This window comes from Bradyrhizobium genosp. L (assembly GCF_015624485.1).
Classification (GTDB): Bacteria; Pseudomonadota; Alphaproteobacteria; order Rhizobiales; family Xanthobacteraceae; genus Bradyrhizobium.
Genome location: NZ_CP061378.1, coordinates 5,509,827 through 5,530,117 on the forward strand (window position 1 = coordinate 5,509,827; position 20,291 = coordinate 5,530,117).

The following is a 20,291-nucleotide window of genomic DNA, read 5'->3' on the forward strand; positions in this document are numbered from 1 at the left end:
CTGCGATAAGCACGGCCTTGTCCAACCGTTTCGAATGTGTCCGCATGTCTCTTGTTGCCACGCTGATCTGCAATCCCGCGAGCCCCGCGCTCGATTCCACCATCGTCGACGGCGCGCGGGCCGTGCTGCCCTCGCCAGGCCCGGCGCAATGGCTGTTCAACGAAGTCGCCGTCGACATCCCCTTCGAGCAGCCGAACGCCAGCCGGGACGATATCAAGGCGATCGAGACGCGTCTGCGCGAAGCGCGCGCCGACCTGCCGATCGACATCGTCGTGCAGCCTCGCATCAGCAGGCGCAAGAAGCTTTTTCTGGCCGACATGGATTCCACCATGATCGGCCAGGAGTGCATCGACGAGCTCGCCGATTTCGCCGGGCTGAAGGCCCATGTCGCCGGCATCACGGAACGCGCGATGCGCGGCGAGATCGCGTTCGAGCCGGCGCTGCGCGAGCGCGTCGCGCTGCTCAAGGGACTTTCGGTCGGCGTGGTCGACGAAGTGCTGGAGAAGCGCATCACGCCGACGCCGGGCGGCCGCGCGCTGGTGATGACGATGCGCGCGCATGGCGCCTATACCTGCCTGATCTCGGGCGGCTTCACCCTGTTCACCAACGTGGTCGCACAACGGATCGGTTTTCAGGAGAACCGCGCCAATCAGCTGACGGTCGAGAACGGCAAATTGACCGGCGAGGTGATCGAGCCGATCCTCGGCCGCGCCACCAAGCTCGCCACTCTGGTCGAGCTGATGGAATCCTTCGACCTCGACGACATCGACACGCTGGTGGTCGGCGACGGCGCCAACGATCTCGGCATGATCGAGGCCGCGGGCCTCGGCGTCGCCTATCGCGCCAAGCCCGCGGTCGCAGCGGCTGCCGCAGGCCGCATCGATCACGGCGACCTCACAGCGCTGCTTTATGCGCAGGGCTATCGCCGTGACGAGTTTGTTGAGGGATAACGTCGTGTCGTCCTGGCGAAGGCCGGGACCCATAACCACAGGGTTGAGTGGTTGAAGACGCTGTGGCCCTAGCGCAGCAAACCAACTCGCTTCGCGCCTATGGGTCCCTGCTTTCGCAGGAACGACAGTGAATTTGTGGCGCGAATTGTGAGTCATACCTTCGCATTCCCGCGACATCATTTGCCCGAGTTCTGCATTTCGTTCCGCCCCTCATCGAAGAGAGGGCGCAGGGAAAGCCGGGTGCGCGCTGCACCCGCGATCTCGTGTGCAATGGAGTGAAGGAGATGCGCACACGAGCATACAGGTCCAGCGGAGGCATCCCGGCTTTCCCTGCGCGATGGTCTTACGGCTTACTTCGTGCTCTTCCCGGCGAGACTAGGCTTGGTTGTCACCGTCATCGCGCTAGGCGCAGAGCCTTGCGCAAATCGACACCTGCCACTTGGGCGTCAGAACCACACGACTTCGCCGTCCGCCTCATGCGCTTTCGTCAGTCGCGCTTTCGGCGTCCACCGCATCCCACCGCGCGTTCGTGACGTGCGCACGCCCCTCGATCGGGTAGGACGGGCAGGATTATAGGCGTGAGTTGCGAACGAAGTCAAGGTATCTTTTGAAAATCAGAACTTACGCGACCATCAGACAAGTTTCTGAGATCGCGCTGAACAACCACTAGGCGAGCCTCGAAAAGGCTCACATGCGAAGTGCATAAATTCGAGATCATGGCCTTGTTAAGATTTTTGTTGGCAGCAATGGTTCTTATGAATTCGATAGCAGCGAGCGCCACCGAGGACGCGCACGAAGATGCCGACTGAGTTTGCCAAGATCAGAATGCTTTCAATTGGTCTACCGAGGAACTCGTGGCGACGCTTGCGGACAGCCGAAAGATCGTGACTCCGCTCGCCTGGTATCCACGCCTGCACAACGCGAGCCCCACGACTCGCGCGCATTTTGAACTGATGGCCATGGGCATTCACTGGCCAGACATCGACGAGGATCTCGGTGTCGCCCGGATGCTCCAAGGCCGCCCGGCGAATTAGACCAGGCGCCGCGAGGATGGATGATGGGTATCGATGCGCTCCACCATCCTACGCGCTCGATGCTTGTCGTCCCCGCGAAAGCGAGACCCAGTATTCCAGAGATGCGCATAGGCAATCGAGAGGCCGCGGCGTACTGGATCCCCCGCCTTCGCGGGGGATGACAGTCAGGGGTGGGACGACTGCTTCGCCCCGTCCCTTACTGCACGCCGAGCGCCACAAACCGCAACTCGCCGTCGCCGTTGGAGACCAGCAGCAGCACCGACTTCTTGCCGTCCTTCTTCAGCTTCTCGACACGGGTCTTGATGTCGGCGGCGCTGGACACCGCCTCCTGCGCCACCTCGACGATGACGTCGCCGGCCGACAGGCGCTTCTCGGCGGCATCCGAGTTGCCGTCGACACCGGTGACGATGACGCCCTTCACGCTGTCCTTGATCTTGTACTTGGTGCGCAGATCCTTGCTCAGCGCCGCGAGATCGAGGCCGAGCGCCTTCTGCGTCACCGGTTTGTCGGCCTGGTCGTCCTTCGGCTTGGCGTTGGCCTGCTGGACCTTGTCGTTGTCCTCGAGGCGGCCGAGCGTGACCTTGTGGGTCTCCTCATTGCCCTTGCGGATCACGACGACGTCGACCTCCTTGCCGACCGCGGTGTCGGCGACGATGCGCGACAGATCCTTGGGATCCTTGACGTCCTTGCCGTCGAACTTGACGACGACGTCGCCGGGCTCGATGCCGGCCGGCTTGGCCGGACCCTTGTCGTCGATGCCGGCGACCAGCGCGCCGCGCGCCGGCTTGATGTTGAGGCTCTCGGCGATCTCGTCGGTGACCTGCTGGATACGCACGCCGAGCCAGCCGCGGCGCAATTCGCCGAACTTCTGCAACTGGTCGACGACGCCGGCGACCGTCTTCGACGGCACCGCGAAGCCGAGGCCGATCGAGCCGCCGGTCGGCGAGATGATCAGCGTGTTGACGCCGATCACTTCGCCGTCGAGGTTGAACAGCGGGCCGCCGGAATTGCCGCGGTTGATGGCGGCGTCGGTCTGGATGTAGCTGTCATACGGCCCCTGGCTGATGTCGCGGTTCTTCGCCGAAACGATGCCCGCGGTCACGGTGCCGCCGAGGCTGAACGGGTTGCCGATCGCGACCACCCAGTCGCCGAGTCTCAGCTTGTCGCTGTCGCCGAACTTGACCGCAACGAGCGGCTTCGGCGGCTTGAACTTCAGCACCGCGAGGTCGGTCTTCTTGTCGATGCCGACCACCTCGGCCTTGATCTTGGTGCCGTCGTTGAGGATGACGTTGATCTCGTCGGCGTCGGCGATGACGTGGTTGTTGGTGACGACGATGCCCGAGGTATCGATGATGAAGCCGGAGCCGAGCGAATTGGTCTTGCGCGGCGCGAATTCGCCGCTCTTGCCGCCACCCTTGCCGTCGGGCCCGCGGCGGTTCTTGAAGAAGTCGTCGAAGAATTCCTCGAACGGCGAGCCCGGCGGCAATTGCGGCATCGCGCCGCCACCGCCGCCCTTGGCTTCGATGGTCTGCGAGGTCGAGATGTTGACGACGGCATCGATCACCTTCTCGGCGATGTCGGCGATGCCTTCGGGGCCGCGCGCGAACGCCGGCACGGAGCTCAGCATGCTCGCAGCACCGATCGAGATCGCGGCCCCCATCAAGCGAAGGCGACGGCTCAGGGCTGGTCTGGCAGCGGTCATGTCAGAATCTTCTCCGGCGAAAGGACCAAAAATCGTTGGTGAGAGAGTGCGCCCGAACGGGCGGGCGGCGCAAGCATCTGAGCCCGTCATTTCGGCAAAAAACCGGCCGCGACAGGCTCACGATTGCGTTCTTCCGACACGTTTTCCGCGCCGGAACAAATTGATCAGCGCCGCACCAGCCAGATCAGGATCAGCCCGCCGACCGCCGAGCCGATGCCGACGACGCGCAGGATGTTGTCGGGTGTCGTCAGCGCACTCTGCATCGCCCGGCGCATCCAGGCCGGGCTTGCGGCGAACAGAATGCCTTCGAGCACGAACAGGATTCCCAAGCCGATGAGGAAGTCGCCGAACGCTATGGACCTCATCGGATCGCAGCCTCCCGCTTCAGGTTTCTTTTATTGCCGCTTGTGTGGAAGGCGGCGATGCCGTCAGCATCGCCGCCCTGGGTGACGTTATTGCTTCGGAGCCGCGGCCGCCTCAGGCGGCTTGCCGCTGGCGCTGCCGAAATATCTGAAGAAGTCCGAGTCCGGACGCAACAGGAAACGCGTGTCGCTGGACTTCAGACCGTTCTCGTAGGCCGCCATCGAACGATAGAACGTGAAGAAGTCCTTGTCCTGGCTGTAGGCCTCGGCGAACAGGCGGTTGCGCTCGGCATCGCCGGCGCCGCGCGTCTGCTCGGCGGTGGAGTTGGCCTCGGCGACGATCACGGTTGCCTCGCGATCGGCCTTCGACCTGATCTCCTGCCCCTTCTGGGCGCCCTGGGAACGGAATTCCTGGGCCTCGCGCTCACGCTCGGTCTGCATGCGCTTGTAGACCGCCACGCTGTTCTGCTCCGGCAGATCGGCACGGCGGATCCGCACGTCGACGACCTGGATGCCGTAACCGTCGGCCTCCTTGTCGAGCTGATCGCGGATCCGCGCCATCAGCTTCTCGCGCTCGTCGCGCACCACCGCGATGAAGTTGACCTCGCCGAGCACGCGGCGCAGCGACGCGTTCAACAGCGTGGTGAGCTGGAGGTTGGCGGCCTGGATCGAGCCGACGCTGGTGTAGAAGCGCAGCGCGTCCTTGATGCGATAGCGGGCGAACGCGTCGACCACCAGTCGCTTCTGGTCGGATGCGATGATTTCCTGCGACGGATTCTCGAGGTCGAGAATGCGCTTGTCGATCGAGATGACGCTGTCGGTGAACGGGACCTTGAAGTTCAGGCCCGGCTCGGTGACGACGTCGACCGGCTTGCCGAACCGCACCACGAGCGCCTGCTCGGTCTGTTGCACGGTGAACACCGAGCTGTAGGCGATGATCGCCAGCACGAACAGGACGATCAGGGCCGCGATGCCCGTGACGGGGGACCTCATCGCGTGCCTCCCTGCTGCTGGCCGGTGGTGGCCTGAGCTGCCGGACGTCGCGGCGTCAATTCGCCGAGCGGAAGATAAGGCACGATATTCTGGCCGGCGCCGCCGTCATAGACCAGCTTCTCGGAACTGCCGAGCACCTTCTCCATGGTTTCAAGATAGATGCGCTCGCGCGTCACGTCGGGGGCCTTCTTGTACTCTTCATAGACCTTGAGAAAGCGTGCGCTCTGGCCCCTGGCCTCGGCAACCGCCTGCTCCTTGTAGCCTTCGGCGGCCTGGATGATCTGCGCGGCCTTGCCGCGCGCCTCCGGCACCACGCGGTTGGCATAGGTCTGCGCCTCGTTCTGTGCACGCTCGAGGTCGGCACGCGCGGCCTGCACGTCGCGGAAGGAATCGATGACCTGCGCGGGCGGGTCGACCTTCTGCATCTGCACCTGCGTGATCTGGATGCCCGCACCGTAAGTGTCGAGCGTCTTCTGCATCAGTTCCTGCACGGTCGCTTCGGTCTGGGTTCGCGCGCCGGTGAGGATCGGCTGGATCTCGGAGCGGCCGATCACCTCGCGCATCGCGCTTTCGGCCACCGCCTTCACGGTGCCTTCCGGATTCTGGATGTTGAACAGGTACGCGCCGGCCCCGCCCGGCTTGATGCGCCACAGCACGGTGAAGTCGACGTCGACGATGTTCTCGTCGCCGGTCAGCATCAGGCTCTCCTCCGGCACGTCGCGCATGGTGCGACCGCGCCGGCCGGGATCGTCGATCACGGTCATGCCGATCGAGATCGTGTTGACGCGCAGCGCCTTCGGCAGCAGCACGGTCTCGATCGGATACGGCAGGTGATAGCGCAGGCCCGGCTGCGCGTCGCGGTCGTACTTGCCGAAGCGCAGCACCACGCCGAGCTCTTCGGACTGCACGCGGAAGATGCCGGTCGCGAACCAGATCGCCAGCGCGGCGACCAGCACCAGCGCGATGCCGATGCCGCTGAAATGCCCGCCGGGCAGCCATTGCTGCAGCCGGTCCTGGCCGCGGCGCAGCAGATCCTCAAGATCCGGCGGCCTCGGTCCGACCGATTGCGGACCGGTGCCCCATGGTCCTTTCGGACCCGAGCCCCATGGCCCACCGCCTTGATTTTTCCACGGCATCAAATCTCTCCTGGCAAGCCCATGGCCGGAACGGCCAAGCGCTCGAATGTCCGGCCCGGTTATAGGGGACCGTCGGGGCCCTTACAACGCAAGCTTCATGGCGTGACGAGCTATGCGCCGGGGCAAAATTGTCAATGCAAACATTGGTTAACCCCGGCCGCGCCGACGATATGTCACATAGGAGAAATCGACGCTGTCGCCCTCGCCGGCTGGATTGCGCACGCGTGCGACCTCGTCCCATTGCGTCGCGTCGACGATGTCGAACCGCGTGTCGCCGTCAGGCCGGGCATGGACTTCGGTGATTTCAAGGCGGTCGGCGTGGTCCATCCACTGTGCGTAGATTTCCGCGCCACCGATCACGGCAATCTCAGTGGCGAAACGACGCAGCGCGTCGCCTGTCGCGACCGCGCGGGCGCTTTCGAACGATGTGGTCACGACGGCACCCTGCGCGCGGTAATTCGCATCGCGCGTCACCACGATGTTGGTGCGTCCGGGCAGCGGCCGGCGCAGCGACTCGAACGTCTTGCGGCCCATCACCACGGGCTTGTTCATGGTGATCGCCTTCAAACGCTGCTGATCGGTTCTCAGCCGCCATGGAATGGCGTTGTCGCGCCCGATCACGCCGTTCTCGGCGACGGCGACGATGAGTACGATCTCCATCAGCGTGCTCCCTGCGCCAGCGCCGCAAGCGCCGGACCGGAGACGCGGCAGATCGTCCATTCGTCCATCAGCTCGGCACCCAGCGATTTGTAGAATGCGATCGACGGCGCGTTCCAGTCGAGCACCGCCCATTGCAGGCGCGACCAGCCCTGCGCGCGGCATTCCTTCGCCAGATGCACCAGCAGCGCCTTGCCGATGCCCTTGCCGCGCAGCGCCGGACGCACGAACAGGTCTTCCAGATAGATGCCGTGGCGGCCGGCGAAGGTGGAGAAATTGACGAACCACACCGCGAAGCCGGCCGGCTCGCCATTCCACTCCGCGATATCGCAGAACAGCCGCGGGTTGGTCCCGAACAGCGCCTCGGCGATGTCGGCCTCGCTGGCGTGAACCTCGTGCGAGAGCTTCTCGTAGTCGGCGAGCTCGCGGACCAGCGAGAACACCAGTCCGGCCTCGTCGGGCCGCGCGCGGCGGATCGTAACAGACATCGATCCCTCACACCGCGACTGCTGCCTTGATGTGCGGGTGCGGGTCGTAGCCTTCGAGTTTGAAATCCTCGTAGCGGAACGCGAAGATGTCCTTCACCTCGGGATTGATCGCCATCGTCGGCAGTGGCCGCGTCGGCCGCGTCAATTGTAGGCGCGCCTGATCGAGGTGGTTGGAATAGAGATGCGCGTCGCCGAGCGAGTGCACGAAGTCGCCGGGCTTCAGCCCGGTGACCTGCGCGACCATCATGGTGAGCAGCGCGTAGGAGGCGATGTTGAAGGGCACGCCGAGGAAGACGTCGCCGGAGCGCTGGTAGAGCTGGCACGACAATTTCCCGTTCGCGACATAGAACTGGAACAGGCAATGGCACGGCGGCAGCGCCATCTTGTCGACCTCGGCCGGATTCCAGGCGCTGACGATCAGCCGCCGCGAATCCGGGTTCTTCCTGATCATCTCGATCAGGCCTGCGATCTGGTCGATGCTGCGTCCGTCCGGCGCGGGCCAGGAGCGCCATTGCGAACCGTAGACCGGGCCGAGATCGCCATTGGCGTCGGCCCATTCGTCCCAGATCGTGACGCCATTGTCGTTGAGATATTTGATGTTGGTGTCGCCGGCGAGGAACCAGAGCAGTTCGTGCACGATCGCCTTCAGCGGCAGCCGCTTGGTGGTCAGCATCGGGAACCCGGCCGACAGATTGAAGCGCATCTGATGGCCGAAGATCGACAGCGTGCCGGTGCCGGTGCGGTCGTGCTTCTCGGCGCCGTCGGCGAGGATGCGTTCGAGCAGGTCGTGATACTGGTTCATGGCGTCTGTTTCGGGCCTTTGAGAGGACGGCGAATGTAGCGGCCAGGGCCGCGGGTCGACACGCCGATTCGGCTGGGTGCACCGATTATACCCTGAAAAATGAACACTCCTCCGCCAAACGACAAGGGGCGGAACTGGGTTCCGCCCCTGCCCTATCCGCCTGATTGCGTTGGTTTAACTTGCCGGCTTGAGCACCGGTGTCCACTTCGCGATCTCGCTTTTGACGAGGGTTGCGAGCGCCTCCGGCGTGCGCTGGGCCGGCGTCGGGATGACGCTGCCGAGTTCGAGCAGGCGCTTGCGGACCGTCTCGTCGTCGAGCGCCTTGATGGCCGCCGCGTTCAATGCGGCGACGATGGCGGGCGATGTGCCCTTCGGCGCGAAGATCGCGTTCCAGGCCTGGGCCTGGAACGCCGGCAGGCCGGCCTCCGCCGTGGTCGGCACTTCAGACAATGACGGATTGCGCTCGGCGGTGGCGACCGCATAGGCCTTGATGGTGCCGGCATTGATCTGCGGCACCGCGTTGACGATCTGGTCGCACATGTAATCGACCTGGCCGGCGACCAGCGCATTCATCGCGGGTCCCGTGCCGTTGAAGGGTACGCCGACCGGCTTGACCTCGAGGATCGCGTTGAGCAGCTCGCAGGAGGCGTGCGACACCGAGCCGATGCCGGCATGCGCGGCATTCACCTTCTCGGCGTTGGCCTTCACATAGGCGACGAATTCCCTGAGATCCTTCGGCGGGAAATCCTTGCGCGCCAGGATCAGGATCGGCGTGCCCGCGAGCAGCGCGACCGGCTCGAAATCCTTCTCCGGATGGTAGGCGAGTTTTGGATAGAGCGGCACGGAGGCCGCGTGCGTGCCCATGTGGCCGGTGACCAGGGTATAGCCGTCATTGCTGGCGCGCGCGGCCCGCGTCGTCGCGGTGGTGCCGCCGGCGCCGACCACGTTCTCGATGACGATGCTCTGGCCCAGCGTCTGCGCCATGTTGGCGGTGACGATGCGCGAGATGACGTCGGTCGGACCGCCGGCCGCGAACGGCACGATCATCGTGATGCCGCGCGTCGGATAGTTTTGCGCGGACGCCGGCGTGGCGGCGGCGCACAGCGCAGCAAGGCACGCGCCCGCAAGCGAGCGAATGGACATCATCTCGATCCTCCCCGTAAACGTCCGCGCAAAATGAAAATGCCGGCGCGACCGGCCGGCATTTTCATTTCACGGGACGACACGAAAAGTCGATTCGACTTCCGCCTGCGGCGCGCCGACGCAGGATGCGCGCTAGCCTTCCGATTCGACGAACACCTCGTCACGCTTGGCACGCAGCGTCGGCAACACCGCGAGCACCAAGAGCGCAGCCGCGATCGCCAGCAGCACCGCCGACAGCGGACGGCTGACGAACACGCTCCAGTCGCCGCGCGAGATCAGCAGCGCGCGACGCAGGTTCTCCTCCATCAGCGGGCCCAGCACCATGCCGAGCAGCAGCGGCGCCGGCTCGAAATCATGCTTGATCAGCCAATAGCCGACCAGGCCGAACGCACCGGCCAGGACGACATCGACCGGCGCGTTGTTCACCGAATAGATGCCGATCGCGCAGAAGATCACGATCGAAGGGAACATCAGCCGATAGGGCACGCGCAGCAGCCGCACCCAGATGCCGACCAGCGGCAGGTTGATGATGATCAGCATCAAATTGCCGATCCACATCGAGGCGATCATGCCCCATACCAGGTCGGGCTGCTTCTGCATCACCTGCGGGCCCGGCACGATGCCATGGATGGTCATCGCGCCGACCATCAGCGCCATCACCGCATTCGGCGGGATGCCGAGCGTGAGCAGCGGGATGAACGAGGTCTGCGCCGCGGCGTTGTTGGCGCTTTCCGGTGACGCCACGCCTTCGATCGCACCGCGGCCGAACCGCGATGGATCCTTTGCGATCTTCTTCTCCAGCGTGTAGGCCGCAAACGAGGCGATCACGGCGCCACCGCCCGGCAGGATGCCGAGGATCGATCCGAGGATCGTGCCGCGAATGATCGCGGGCGTGGAATCCACCAGATCCTTCCTGGTCGGCATCAGGCCGGTGATCTTCTGCTGCACGAGGTCGCGGCTCATCTCGGCGCCGGCATCGAGGTTGCGGATGATCTCGGCAAAGCCGAACACGCCCATCGCGACCGTCGCAAAACCGAGTCCGTCGGCAAGTTCGGGGATGTTGAAGGCCATGCGGGAGGCACCGGTCTCGATGTCGGAGCCGACCATCGACAGCAGCAGGCCGAACACGATCATCGCGATCGCCTTCAACACGCTGCCCTTGGCGAGCACCACCGCGAAGATCAGGCCGAGCACCATCAGCGAGAAATATTCAGCCGGACCGAATGCCAGCGCGAGCTTTGTCAGCGGCGCGCCGAGCACGGCGATCAGGACGGTGGCGACGCAGCCGGCGAAGAACGAGCCGATCGCGGCGATCGCGAGCGCCGGACCGGCGCGGCCCTGCCGGGCCATCTGGTGGCCGTCGAGCGCGGTGACGACCGAGGTCGCCTCGCCGGGAATATTGACCAGGATCGAGGTGGTCGAGCCACCATATTGGGCGCCGTAGTAGATGCCGGCGAGCATGATCAGGGCGCCGACCGGCGGCAGGCCGAAGGTGATCGGCAGCAGCATCGCAACGGTTGCGATGGTGCCGATGCCCGGCAGCACGCCGACCAATGTGCCGACCAGCGCACCGATCAGGCACATCAACAGGTTGATCGGCGAGAACGCGACAGCGAAACCATGGGCGAGATTGGCAAACAGTTCCATCACGCCCTCACTGGATCAGGAAGCGCGGGAACATCGGCATCGGCAGTCCCAGCACGTAAGGAAACAGCAACGCGCAGCCGAGGGTCAGGCAGGCGCCGACGATGATGGCCTCGAGCCATTTCGTCTCTTCCGAGCCAAGGGCTGCGATCAGGAAGCTCGCGAAGGCGGAGACGACGAGCCCGAGCGGACGGATCGCGAACGCGAAGAAGACGATCGCCGCCGACACGAACAGCGGCCCGCGCCAGGAATAGGCCGCGATGTGCGGACCGTCGTTCAAGACCCCCATCACGGCGACAGCGGCGCCGAGCAGCAACAGCAGCACGGCGAACATCCGCGGCGCGGTGCCTGCGCCGAACGAAAATCCGTGCATGCCCTGAAGGTCGCTGGACGCCCATAATGCAAACAGCGCGATCCCGATCAGGGCGATGCCGCCGACAAAATCCTGCGGACCGCGGACCCATTTCGGCAGGATGGATCTGACCGGCGCCTGGCTCGGCGTGTCACTCATGATTTCACTCCCCCTGGGCCGGATTTTTCCGCCCATCTTTATCGGATGGCTTGTGATGCCGGCCCGACGCCTTGCTAGCGATTTTCGTCAGACAACGCCAGCAAAACCCAAGATGCCGCCGCCGAGCAACAGCCAGAACGGATTGATCCGCGTCGCGAAGGCGAGCGCGGCTGCGACAATCGTGATCAGGGCCGCGATCCAACTTTGGTCTGACGTCCGCGCCAGGATCAGGCCGCTCGCGGCCATCAGGCCGATCGACAGCGGAACCAGCGCCGCCTGAACGAGCGCGGGCCACTGCGCATCGCGCGAACGTTCGAGGAAGCGGCTCACATAATAGGCAAGCAGCGCGGTCGGGCCGCACATCGCAATCGTCGCCGCAAATGCGCCGGCGATCCCTGCGACGGAATAGCCGATCAGCGTGACGATCAGCACGTTCGGTCCCGGCGACAGCTGCGAGATCGCAAACACGTCGGCGAACTGCTTGTCGCTCATCCAGTGATGCACCTCGACCGCGGCGCGATGCATTTCCGGGATCGCCGAATTGGCACCGCCGACCGCGAACAGCGACATCAGGCCGAAGGTCCAGACCAGCTCGGCAACCGGGTTGGAATTCTGGCTCATGCCTTCACCTTCCGCCGTGTGGCAACGGTGACCGCGAGGCTGAGCGGGATCGCGACCAGCAGCACGATCTGGAGCGGCCAGCGGATCAAGCCGATCGCGGTGAACACCAGGACCAGGATGACGAGGCCCGTGACGTCGCGCCGCTTGATCAGCGGCATCATCATCTTGAAGACGACCGCGATCAGGAGCCCGACCGCCGCGCAGGCCACGCCGGCGAGCGCGCGGCGCAACGCGGGGATCTCGCCGTAATGCGCGTAGAGCGCGGCAAGCGCGGTCGCGATCAGCATCGGCGGACCGACCAGGCCGGCGAACGCGGCACACCCGCCGGCGATGCCACGAAAACGTGACCCGAACACAACCGACAGATTGACGATGTTCGGACCTGGCAGGAAATGGCACAGCGCAAAGGTCTCGTTGAACTCCTCCGCCGTCATCCAGCGGTGCTGTTCGACGATGGCCCGCCGGGCCCAGACCAAAACCCCGCCAAAGCCCGCCAGCGACATCTTGGCAAAGGCGATGAACAGCTCGAACAGGCCGGGCTGCATGGGTGGCGATGGCGTGGAGAGATCCGGCGCCGGAGCGGCGACCGGCGGGGATTCCGGGGGCATGGGGAAAATCTAGAACGTCGCCCGGACCCAGGCCAACCCAAATCGGCGTGTTTTCACACCTGAGACAGGCCTGAATCGGCTCTATTCTTCTTCAGGCCAGCCGCCTATATTGGGGGTGCCGGTTCGCCGGCTATGGAAATAAATGGCCGTCGCAATAAACCATTCGGACCCGGGGGCGGTACCCGGCGCCTCCACCAAAGGCCACCATCTCGTTCCAGAGTGGCTTTTGGCGGGGGCGAAATAGGATCGACGAGGGCGTAAAGGGCGTGTTTTTTCTCGGTATGGTTCCGCCGTTATCGGGCTAATGCAATAGTTGCCAACGACAACTTTGCTCCGGTTGCTCAGGCTGCGTAACGCAGTTTGAAAGACCATCTTAAAGTCCTAACGGGTTAAGCTCCGTTAGGCGGGGTTCGGAGGCACCTGGCAACAGAAGCCTCCACTTTAATTTCCCCGACCGGTCAGCCTGCTATTTCCGCTGCTGGTCCCTGCTGATTTCCGGCTCCCGGCGGGGTAGCATGGCCCCAAAAGGGCGAGTCGGACGGATCCGGCGGCGCCCGCCAGAGCTACTTTTTTGCAAGCGACAGGATCACCATGGCGACCGATCACATCCGATATGACGTGCTGGCGCGGGACGCGCTGCGCGGGGTGCTGCGGCGGGTCCTGACGGATGCCGCCGAACATGGCCTGCCGGGCGAGCATCATTTCTACATCACCTTCCTGTCGACCGCCGAAGGCGTGAAGCTGTCGCCGCGGCTGCTCGCGCAATATCCCGAAGAGATGACCATCATCCTGCAGCACCAGTTCTGGGACCTGGTGGTGACGGAGGAGCGGTTCGAGGTCGGGCTGTCGTTCGGCGGCATCCCCGAGCGGCTGACCGTGCCGTTCGCCGCGGTGACCCGTTTCCTCGATCCGTCCGCGCCGTTCGACCTACAGTTCGACGCCTCGGATGCGGTGGCGGAGACCCCGCCCGTCCCGTTGCAGGCCACGCCGCCGACCCCGCTGCCCGCACCGTCGCCCCAGACCGCGGCGGAGACCAAGGCGGCCGAGGACGAGAACGCCAAGCCCAGCGAGGGCGCCGAGGTGGTGCGGCTGGACCGCTTCCGCAAGAAATAATCTAAACACGGACCTGCCCCCGACCCTGTAGGATGCCGCCCGGCACGGGATGACGGATCGTCATCCGGCACTATCTTGTGCATGCGTGATCGCTGCGCAGACGCTTCGCGCTGTCGCCCCGGATCACCATCGAGCACGCAACGGGAAGGCAACCATGGCTCAACCGACGACCCGCAAGGAATCCGACAGCTTCGGCCCGATCGACGTGCCCGCCGACCGCTACTGGGGCGCGCAGACCGAACGCTCGCGGCAGAATTTCAAAATTGGTCACGACCGGATGCCGATCGCGATCATCCATGCGCTCGCCATCGTCAAGCTCGCCGCCGCGGAGACCAACCGCGAGCTCGGCCAGCTCGATGAACGTCGCGCCTCAGCCATCACCAGCGCCGCGAAGGAAGTGATCGACGGCAAGCTCGACGATCATTTTCCGCTGGTGGTCTATCAGACCGGCTCCGGCACCCAGACCAACATGAACGTCAACGAGGTGATCGCCAACCGCGCCAACCAGATGCTCGGCGGCGAGCTCGGCGCCAAGCAGCCGATTCACCCGAACGACCAGGTCAACATGAGCCAGTCGTCGAACGACTCGTTTCCCACCGCGATGCATATCGCGGCGGCGAGCCGGATCATCGCCGACCTGATCCCGGCGCTCACCGAGCTGCATCAAGAGCTGCGCAAGAAGGAGGAGGCGTTCGCCAGGATCGTGAAGATCGGACGCACGCATACACAGGACGCGACGCCGCTGACGCTCGGCCAGGAATTCTCCGGCTACGCCGCGCAGGTCGAGAGCGGCATCGCCCGGCTGCACACGGCGGTGAAGGAGCTGTTTCCGCTGGCGCAAGGTGGCACCGCGGTCGGCACCGGCCTCAACTCGAAGCCGGAATTCGCCACGGCCTTCGCCAGGCACGTCGCCGAGATCACCAGGCTGCCGTTCACCAGCGCCGCGAACAAGTTCGAGGCGCTGGCCTCGAACGACGCCTATGTGCTGGTGCACGGCGCGATCAATTCGGTGGCGACCGGGCTGTTCAAGATCGCCAACGACATCCGCTTCCTCGGCTCGGGCCCGCGCTCGGGCCTCGGCGAACTGATCCTGCCCGAGAACGAGCCGGGCTCGTCGATCATGCCGGGCAAAGTCAACCCGACCCAGTGCGAGGCGATGACCATGGTCTGCTGCCAGGTGTTCGGCAATCAGACCACGATCACGGTCGCCGGCAGCCAGGGCCATTTCGAGCTCAACGTGTACAAGCCCGTCATGGCATACTGTATGATAAATTCTATCCAGCTGATGTCCGACGTTGTCCGCTCATTTACCGAGCATTGCGTTATCGGCATACGCGCCGACGAAAAGCGCATCGGCGAGTTGATGCAGCGCTCGCTGATGCTGGTGACGGCGCTCGCGCCGAAGATCGGCTACGACAACGCGGCCAAGGTCGCCAAATCGGCGCATGCGCATGGAACGACGTTGAAGGAAGAGGCGCTGCGGCTCGGATTTGTCACCGCGGATGAATTCGATCGTCTGGTGCAGCCGGACAAAATGACACACCCGGGCTGAAACAAGCGCAGCAATGTCCGGATAATTACGGTCAGTGCGCGTGATATAATTATGAATCATAACGCCTAAAGACTAAGGCGGCTTATCTATCAGCTCTGCGTTGACGCATGGTACAGCAAACAGGCGTCTGGTTTTCGCAGAGCGAAACTGATTCTTTGGTGCTATCACGAAGCACCAAGCGAGGATTTTGATGGACATCGAAGCAAGCGCCGAGCGCGACCACTCTTGCTTTCGTCACGATGCATCACCAAGTCCGATTTGGGGACGATGAGGACGAGCATGGGCGACGTGGTCAACTTGAAGCGATACAAGAAGCGCGACGAGCGCGAGCAACAAGCGAAACAGGCTGAAGCCAACCGTGCGCTATTCGGTCGCACCAAATCCGAACGCGCGCGCGATGAATTCCTTGCCGAGCAGAATACGCGTCTGCTCGACCAGCATCACATCGAGGGAGACGCATCATGAAGTCTCCCGTGGTGAAACGTTCGATCGTCGTTGCCGGGCACAAGACCAGCGTCAGCCTCGAAGAGGCGTTCTGGAACGGCATGAAGGAGATCTCCGGCCTGCGCAACATGACGCTGTCGGAGCTGGTCGGCGAGATCGACAACAACCGCCAGCAGGGCAATCTGTCCTCCGCGATCCGCCTCTTCGTGCTGGACTATTTCCGCTCGCGCGCCACGCCGGCGGTGCCGACGGATGTCAGGCCGCAGCAGATCGATACGCGCCAGCAGGCCTGATCACAGACCCGATCGCCGTGACGGGATCGCCGTGCTATCAAGCAGGCGATCCCGTTCTCGCGCGAGTGTCGGCATGAAGGTCAAACGCATCGTCGCCGACATCGCAGCCACCGACGTGGCGGCGGCGAAGGCATTTTATGGCGATATCCTCGGCCTTGAGCCGCTGATGGATTTCGGTTGGGTTGCGATCTACGGCTCATCCGAAATGATGCAGGCTCAGATCACCTTCGCGTCCGAAGGCGGCTCTGGCGCACCGGCGCCGGATCTCTCGATCGAGGTCGACGATCTCGACGAGGCGCTTCGCCGCGTCGACGCAGCCGGCATTGCCATCGCATACGGACCTGCGAACGAGCCGTGGGGCGTGCGCCGCTTCTTCGTCCGCGATCCCTTCGGCAAGCTGGTCAACATTCTGCAGCACCAGCCGTAGTCGCGACGCTAATTCTGCATCGCCGGGCGCGGCGGCGGGTTGGCGACCTGGGGCGTCAGCGACAATGGCGGCCGCGGCTTCGGCCTGACTGCCGCTCCGGGCGCCGGCTTGACCTCGATCGGCGGCGGCAATGGCGCGACCTGCGGCTGTCCCACCAGCGGCGCGGACGGAGCGGCGGCGGGTGCGGTGGCAACCGGCGGGACGATCGGCGGACGCGGTGCCACGACCTTCGGCTTGGGCGGTGGACGGCGCGGCAGCGGCACATCCGACGGCAACGCCGCCGAATTCGGCGGCTCGGGCACCGGCGCCGCGGGAGCGGATGGCGGTATGGCTGCCGGCGTTGGCTCTGGCGGCGGCGCCGGCTCGCCGCGCTCGATGGCATCGAGCCGCTTGGTCTCGCGATCGATCGCACGCACGGCAAGCCACGACGACAACGCCGCGATATCGATGCTGCGTGTCAAGCCGTCAGGCGTGCCCACCGCGAGCAACTGGATTTCCGGGCGGCTGCTGGCGGTGCCGACCGAGGTCGACGCCAGCGCAGCGCGAATGTCGGCCTGATCGTCGGGAATGTCGTAACCGCCGGAAACGACGGCGTTGGCGCCATTGGCGGCGAGCGTGGTGGCGCCGACGCGGATGCGGCCGTCGCGGATGTTGAAGGGAATTTGCGCCGAAGGGATCGACAGTGCGCCGGCCGCGAGCACCGGCTCGACAATCTGCTTCAACCGCACGTCGTCCGTCGCCTGGCCGGAATCGCTGGCACGGATCGCGACCTCGAACGCGCGCGGATCGAGGCCCGGAAGATTGATCGCCTCCAGCGTCACGGTGCCGCTGCCGGACAAGGCTCCCATCAGTGCCGAGGCGCTGCGGCCCTGCGTCAGCAACGTCATCTGCATCGCGGCGCGGCTCTTCGGCATCGCGAGGCCGCGATAGCGCAACGCCGCGCCGTCGACGCCCGACAGTTGCACATTGGCGTTGAGCGCAAGCCCGTTGACGCCCTGCCGCGCGTCGATACTGGCGCTCGCCTCGCCGCCGCCGATCTTGCCCTTGATGCCGTCGAAGGTCAGCGACTGCCCGTCGGATTTGACGGCGCCGCTGACCGGCTGCAACTCGGCGCCGCCCGGCAAGGTGCCGCGCAGCGCCTCGAACGTGACCTTGCCGCGCCAGCCGCCGCCGGTCAGCCCCGCCCCCAACGGCTCCGTCACGGCGTGACCCACAGCGCCGATCGCGGTCGCAAAGATCGGCGCCAGCGTGATCTGGTCGAGGCCGATCTCGCCCTCGATCGTCTTTTGATCGGCAAGCGTCAGCGCCAAATGACCGCGCAGCCGCGAGCCGGCGACGACGCTGTCGAGATCGTCGAACGCAAGCCTGCCTCCCGCGAGCGTCAGCCGCGATGACAGGCGGATGCTTGCGGCCGGATCGGATGCTTTCAGGTTCATCAGCGGACTGATGTCTGCGCTGCGGACGCGCAGGCTGATGCTCGATTTGGCGTCCTTCGCCCACGGCTCCGCGGTCCCTTCGGCATCGGCATCGAGCCCGGCGCCCCAGAGCTTTGCCTTCACCCGCAACGGTGCGCGCCAGGCGCCACTCACCGTGCCGTCGAGTTGCACCGGGCCGCTACCTGCCGCGACCATGCGGTCGAGCCCAAGCAGCGCCAGCAGGGCGTTACCGTCGCCGGCAGAAAACTTTGCGTCGGCCGTCATGTCGCTGCGGCCAAGCGCGTCGAGATCCAATGCGCGGATCGCGGCGAGTTGCGGCGCCGCCGAGATTACGGTGTTGCCCTTGACCTGCGGCATGTCGAGATCGACGGTCGCGCGCGCACTGGCGCGATCAGCCGCCTTGCCCTTGCCGAGATCGAGCGCAAGCTTGCTGCGGATAGGCCCGGAGTCCGCGCGCAACGCACCGAGACGTGCGGCGAGCGACGGCGCGAACGGCTGAATGATCGCAGTCAGCCGGCCAAGCGACGCGGCCGTGGCGTCGATCGCCAGTTTGCCGGTCGAATTGGCGCGATCGAAATTGCCGCTGCCTTCCAGCGTGACATTGTCGGGCCGGCCGATCTTGACGCGCTCGAGCACGATCGCCTTCGGGCTGTAGGCGAGCTTCGCCTGCAGCGGCCGCAACTCCTGGCCGTTGGAGATCGCGCGCCCGACATCGAGCGACAGCTGCGCCTCGTCGGGCCATTCGGCCTGCGGCCCGGCCAGCGAACGGACGAACGCCGTGGTCGCGTCGAGGTCGAGCTGCTCTGCCTTCAATTGCGCCTCGACCCTGGACCCGTTGCTGGCCTCTCGATGCGAAACCGCGACACGGCCCTCGACCGTGCCGCCCTCGACCTCCGCCTTCATGGCTTCGATGGCGAAGCCGGCCGGCGACACGGTGACGTCACCGCGCAGCCGCAGCGGCTTCTGGCTGCGATAAGCGGCATCGCTCCGGCCCTGCAGCCAGCTCATCAGCGCATCCGGCTCGGTCGATTCGATATTGAGCGCGGTCTTGAAGCTGTTCGCCGCCGTGCCGAATGCACTGGCGCCGCTCATCGACACCCGGGTCGATCCCGGTGCGCGGAACTCCAGCTGTCGCACCGTCCAGGATTTCGTGTCGGAATGCAGCTGGGCCGAGATGTCCTGCAAAGGACGGCCACCGAGCATGATCTGCTCCGAGGCCAGCTCGATGTCGGCGGGAAGCGGGATCTGCGGCAGGCCCGCCAGTAAACCGCGCAACGCCGGCACCACGCGGGCCGGCTCGACCGCGCCGTCACTGCCATCCTTGTTGCCGTCTTTGGCGGCAAATTTGTCGGCATCGAGCTGCCGTGCCGAGAGTGAGGCGCGCAACAGCGGCGACGCGCCGAACCGGAGATCGCCATTGCCGGCGAGCTTCAGCGCGCGATCCTCGGCTCCATAGCTCATTTCGACCTGGTCGAGCCGCGCCGCGGCATTGTCGCTCTTCACCTTGGCCGCGATCCGCCACGGCGGCGCATCGCTGCCGCCGCGCTGGCCCGGCGTGCCGGCCAGCACCACGGCGCCCTCGAATCGCGGCGTGCGCGCCTCGAAGGAGAGGACGCCGTCGAGATCGACCGATAGCGGCCGCTGGCCGGGATCGATGCTCAGATGCACGCGGGTGCCGTTGCCGTCGGCGCCCTGCCCCGACGAGATTCGAAACGGATAGCGGTTGCCACCAAACATGAAATTGCCGTCACCGCGGACCGCCCCGGCGAGCGAGCGGACGTCGCCGCTGAAAGCAATGTCGTTCAGCTCGAGCGTGCCGCGGCTCGCGGCATCATGCAGCGCGACGCGGCCGGTGAGATTGAGGCGGTCAATCGCCAGCGACGCCAGATTGAAGCTGCCGCTCGACGCCGGCCAGTCGATCCGACCCTTCGGATCGAGCCCGAGGTCGAGCGACGCGCCGTTGATCGTGAGCTCGGTTGCGCGCCACTCCCCGCGCATCAGCGAGCTCAGGCTGAACTCGACGTCGAGATTGGCGGCGCGGACCTTGCCGAGGTCGTTGGCGCCGCCGACGGTGACGGTTTTCAGCCTGAGTGACGGCGCCGGCAGCAGGCGTGCGTCCATGTCGCCGGCGACGCGGACCTGCGCGCCGAGGATCTTGGTCGCCTCCGCCTCGAACTGCGGCCTGAACTGGTTCCAGTCGACGAAATACGGGCCAACCAGCGCGGCGACCAGTGCAAGGATGAAAGCGATTGCCAGGCCGAGCAGCGTCGTCTGCACGGTGTCTCCTTTGAGCCCGCTCCGCGGCAGCCTGGCCATGCTAAATGCATGGCCGAACTCTTGGCAAACCCTTGGCCGGAGCAGCTCAATATATAGAG

General features: G+C 65.1%; 20 protein-coding genes and 1 other RNA gene. 8 read left to right on the forward strand and 13 right to left on the reverse strand.

Features of this window, described 5'->3' with window-relative positions:
- The first annotated feature begins 44 nt into the window (after nt 1-44).
- Both serB and IC762_RS26335 read left to right on the forward strand, forming a co-directional pair.
- Nucleotides 45-950, forward strand: coding sequence for a phosphoserine phosphatase SerB (gene serB, locus IC762_RS26330; protein WP_195785100.1), 906 nt, complete (start codon nt 45-47; stop codon nt 948-950).
- Nucleotides 951-1,804: 854 nt separating this feature from the next.
- Nucleotides 1,805-1,984, forward strand: coding sequence for a DUF2442 domain-containing protein (locus IC762_RS26335; RefSeq protein ID WP_195785101.1), 180 nt, complete (start codon nt 1,805-1,807; stop codon nt 1,982-1,984).
- Nucleotides 1,985-2,180: 196 nt separating this feature from the next.
- On the opposite strand, the gene IC762_RS26340 is transcribed toward IC762_RS26335, so the two are convergent.
- From IC762_RS26340 to IC762_RS26395, 12 genes are all read right to left on the reverse strand, one after another.
- Complete coding sequence (locus tag IC762_RS26340; protein WP_195785102.1) at nt 2,181-3,686, reverse strand: Do family serine endopeptidase; 1,506 nt, start codon at nt 3,684-3,686, stop codon at nt 2,181-2,183.
- A gap of 164 nt (nt 3,687-3,850) precedes the next feature.
- The gene (locus IC762_RS26345; RefSeq protein ID WP_195785103.1) at nt 3,851-4,051 is read right to left on the reverse strand and encodes a DUF2065 domain-containing protein; all 201 of its coding nucleotides are present in this window, start codon (nt 4,049-4,051) and stop codon (nt 3,851-3,853) included.
- An 87-nt stretch (nt 4,052-4,138) separates the two neighbouring features.
- On the reverse strand, nt 4,139-5,041 hold the full coding sequence (hflC, locus tag IC762_RS26350) for a protease modulator HflC (RefSeq protein ID WP_195785104.1): 903 nt from the start codon (nt 5,039-5,041) through the stop codon (nt 4,139-4,141).
- A complete protein-coding gene (hflK, locus tag IC762_RS26355) occupies nt 5,038-6,177 on the reverse strand; it encodes an FtsH protease activity modulator HflK (RefSeq protein ID WP_195785105.1) in 1,140 nt (379 codons plus the stop codon). The genes hflC and hflK overlap by 4 nt, the downstream gene beginning before the upstream one ends.
- A gap of 147 nt (nt 6,178-6,324) precedes the next feature.
- Nucleotides 6,325-6,837 (reverse strand): dihydrofolate reductase, encoded by a 513-nt coding sequence (locus tag IC762_RS26360; RefSeq protein ID WP_195790296.1) that lies wholly within the window; start codon nt 6,835-6,837, stop codon nt 6,325-6,327.
- Nucleotides 6,837-7,322 carry a GNAT family N-acetyltransferase gene (locus tag IC762_RS26365; RefSeq protein WP_195785106.1) on the reverse strand — a complete coding sequence of 162 codons (486 nt, stop codon included), beginning with the start codon at nt 7,320-7,322 and terminating at the stop codon, nt 6,837-6,839. The genes IC762_RS26360 and IC762_RS26365 overlap by 1 nt, the downstream gene beginning before the upstream one ends.
- A gap of 7 nt (nt 7,323-7,329) precedes the next feature.
- Nucleotides 7,330-8,124, reverse strand: coding sequence for a thymidylate synthase (locus IC762_RS26370; RefSeq protein ID WP_195785107.1), 795 nt, complete (start codon nt 8,122-8,124; stop codon nt 7,330-7,332).
- A gap of 174 nt (nt 8,125-8,298) precedes the next feature.
- Nucleotides 8,299-9,270: a tripartite tricarboxylate transporter substrate-binding protein gene (locus tag IC762_RS26375; RefSeq protein ID WP_195785108.1), complete on the reverse strand. Its 972-nt coding sequence runs from the start codon at nt 9,268-9,270 to the stop codon at nt 8,299-8,301.
- Between the two features lie 129 nt (nt 9,271-9,399).
- Complete coding sequence (locus IC762_RS26380) at nt 9,400-10,914, reverse strand: tripartite tricarboxylate transporter permease (protein ID WP_246801258.1); 1,515 nt, start codon at nt 10,912-10,914, stop codon at nt 9,400-9,402.
- Between the two features lie 7 nt (nt 10,915-10,921).
- Nucleotides 10,922-11,422 (reverse strand): tripartite tricarboxylate transporter TctB family protein, encoded by a 501-nt coding sequence (locus tag IC762_RS26385; protein WP_195785110.1) that lies wholly within the window; start codon nt 11,420-11,422, stop codon nt 10,922-10,924.
- An 87-nt stretch (nt 11,423-11,509) separates the two neighbouring features.
- Nucleotides 11,510-12,043 carry a chromate transporter gene (locus IC762_RS26390; RefSeq protein ID WP_195785111.1) on the reverse strand — a complete coding sequence of 178 codons (534 nt, stop codon included), beginning with the start codon at nt 12,041-12,043 and terminating at the stop codon, nt 11,510-11,512.
- Nucleotides 12,040-12,651: a chromate transporter gene (locus IC762_RS26395; RefSeq protein WP_195785112.1), complete on the reverse strand. Its 612-nt coding sequence runs from the start codon at nt 12,649-12,651 to the stop codon at nt 12,040-12,042. Before IC762_RS26395 ends, IC762_RS26390 begins: the two co-directional genes overlap by 4 nt.
- Nucleotides 12,652-12,729: 78 nt before the next feature.
- Here IC762_RS26395 and ssrA point away from each other — a divergent pair.
- From ssrA to IC762_RS26425, 6 genes are all read left to right on the forward strand, one after another.
- Nucleotides 12,730-13,092: a transfer-messenger RNA gene (gene ssrA, locus IC762_RS26400) on the forward strand.
- A gap of 150 nt (nt 13,093-13,242) precedes the next feature.
- Nucleotides 13,243-13,764 (forward strand): SspB family protein, encoded by a 522-nt coding sequence (locus tag IC762_RS26405; RefSeq protein ID WP_195785113.1) that lies wholly within the window; start codon nt 13,243-13,245, stop codon nt 13,762-13,764.
- A 154-nt stretch (nt 13,765-13,918) separates the two neighbouring features.
- Nucleotides 13,919-15,316: a class II fumarate hydratase gene (gene fumC / locus IC762_RS26410; RefSeq protein WP_195785114.1), complete on the forward strand. Its 1,398-nt coding sequence runs from the start codon at nt 13,919-13,921 to the stop codon at nt 15,314-15,316.
- Between the two features lie 279 nt (nt 15,317-15,595).
- Nucleotides 15,596-15,781: a DUF4169 family protein gene (locus IC762_RS26415; protein ID WP_195785115.1), complete on the forward strand. Its 186-nt coding sequence runs from the start codon at nt 15,596-15,598 to the stop codon at nt 15,779-15,781.
- On the forward strand, nt 15,778-16,053 hold the full coding sequence (locus IC762_RS26420) for a ribbon-helix-helix domain-containing protein (protein WP_195785116.1): 276 nt from the start codon (nt 15,778-15,780) through the stop codon (nt 16,051-16,053). Before IC762_RS26415 ends, IC762_RS26420 begins: the two co-directional genes overlap by 4 nt.
- A gap of 73 nt (nt 16,054-16,126) precedes the next feature.
- Entirely contained in the window at nt 16,127-16,480 is a 354-nt protein-coding gene (locus tag IC762_RS26425) for a VOC family protein (protein ID WP_195785117.1), read from the forward strand.
- Between the two features lie 8 nt (nt 16,481-16,488).
- Here IC762_RS26425 and IC762_RS26430 read toward each other — a convergent pair whose 3' ends face one another.
- On the reverse strand, nt 16,489-20,193 hold the full coding sequence (locus tag IC762_RS26430) for an AsmA family protein (protein ID WP_195785118.1): 3,705 nt from the start codon (nt 20,191-20,193) through the stop codon (nt 16,489-16,491).
- Nucleotides 20,194-20,291: the final 98 nt, after the last annotated feature.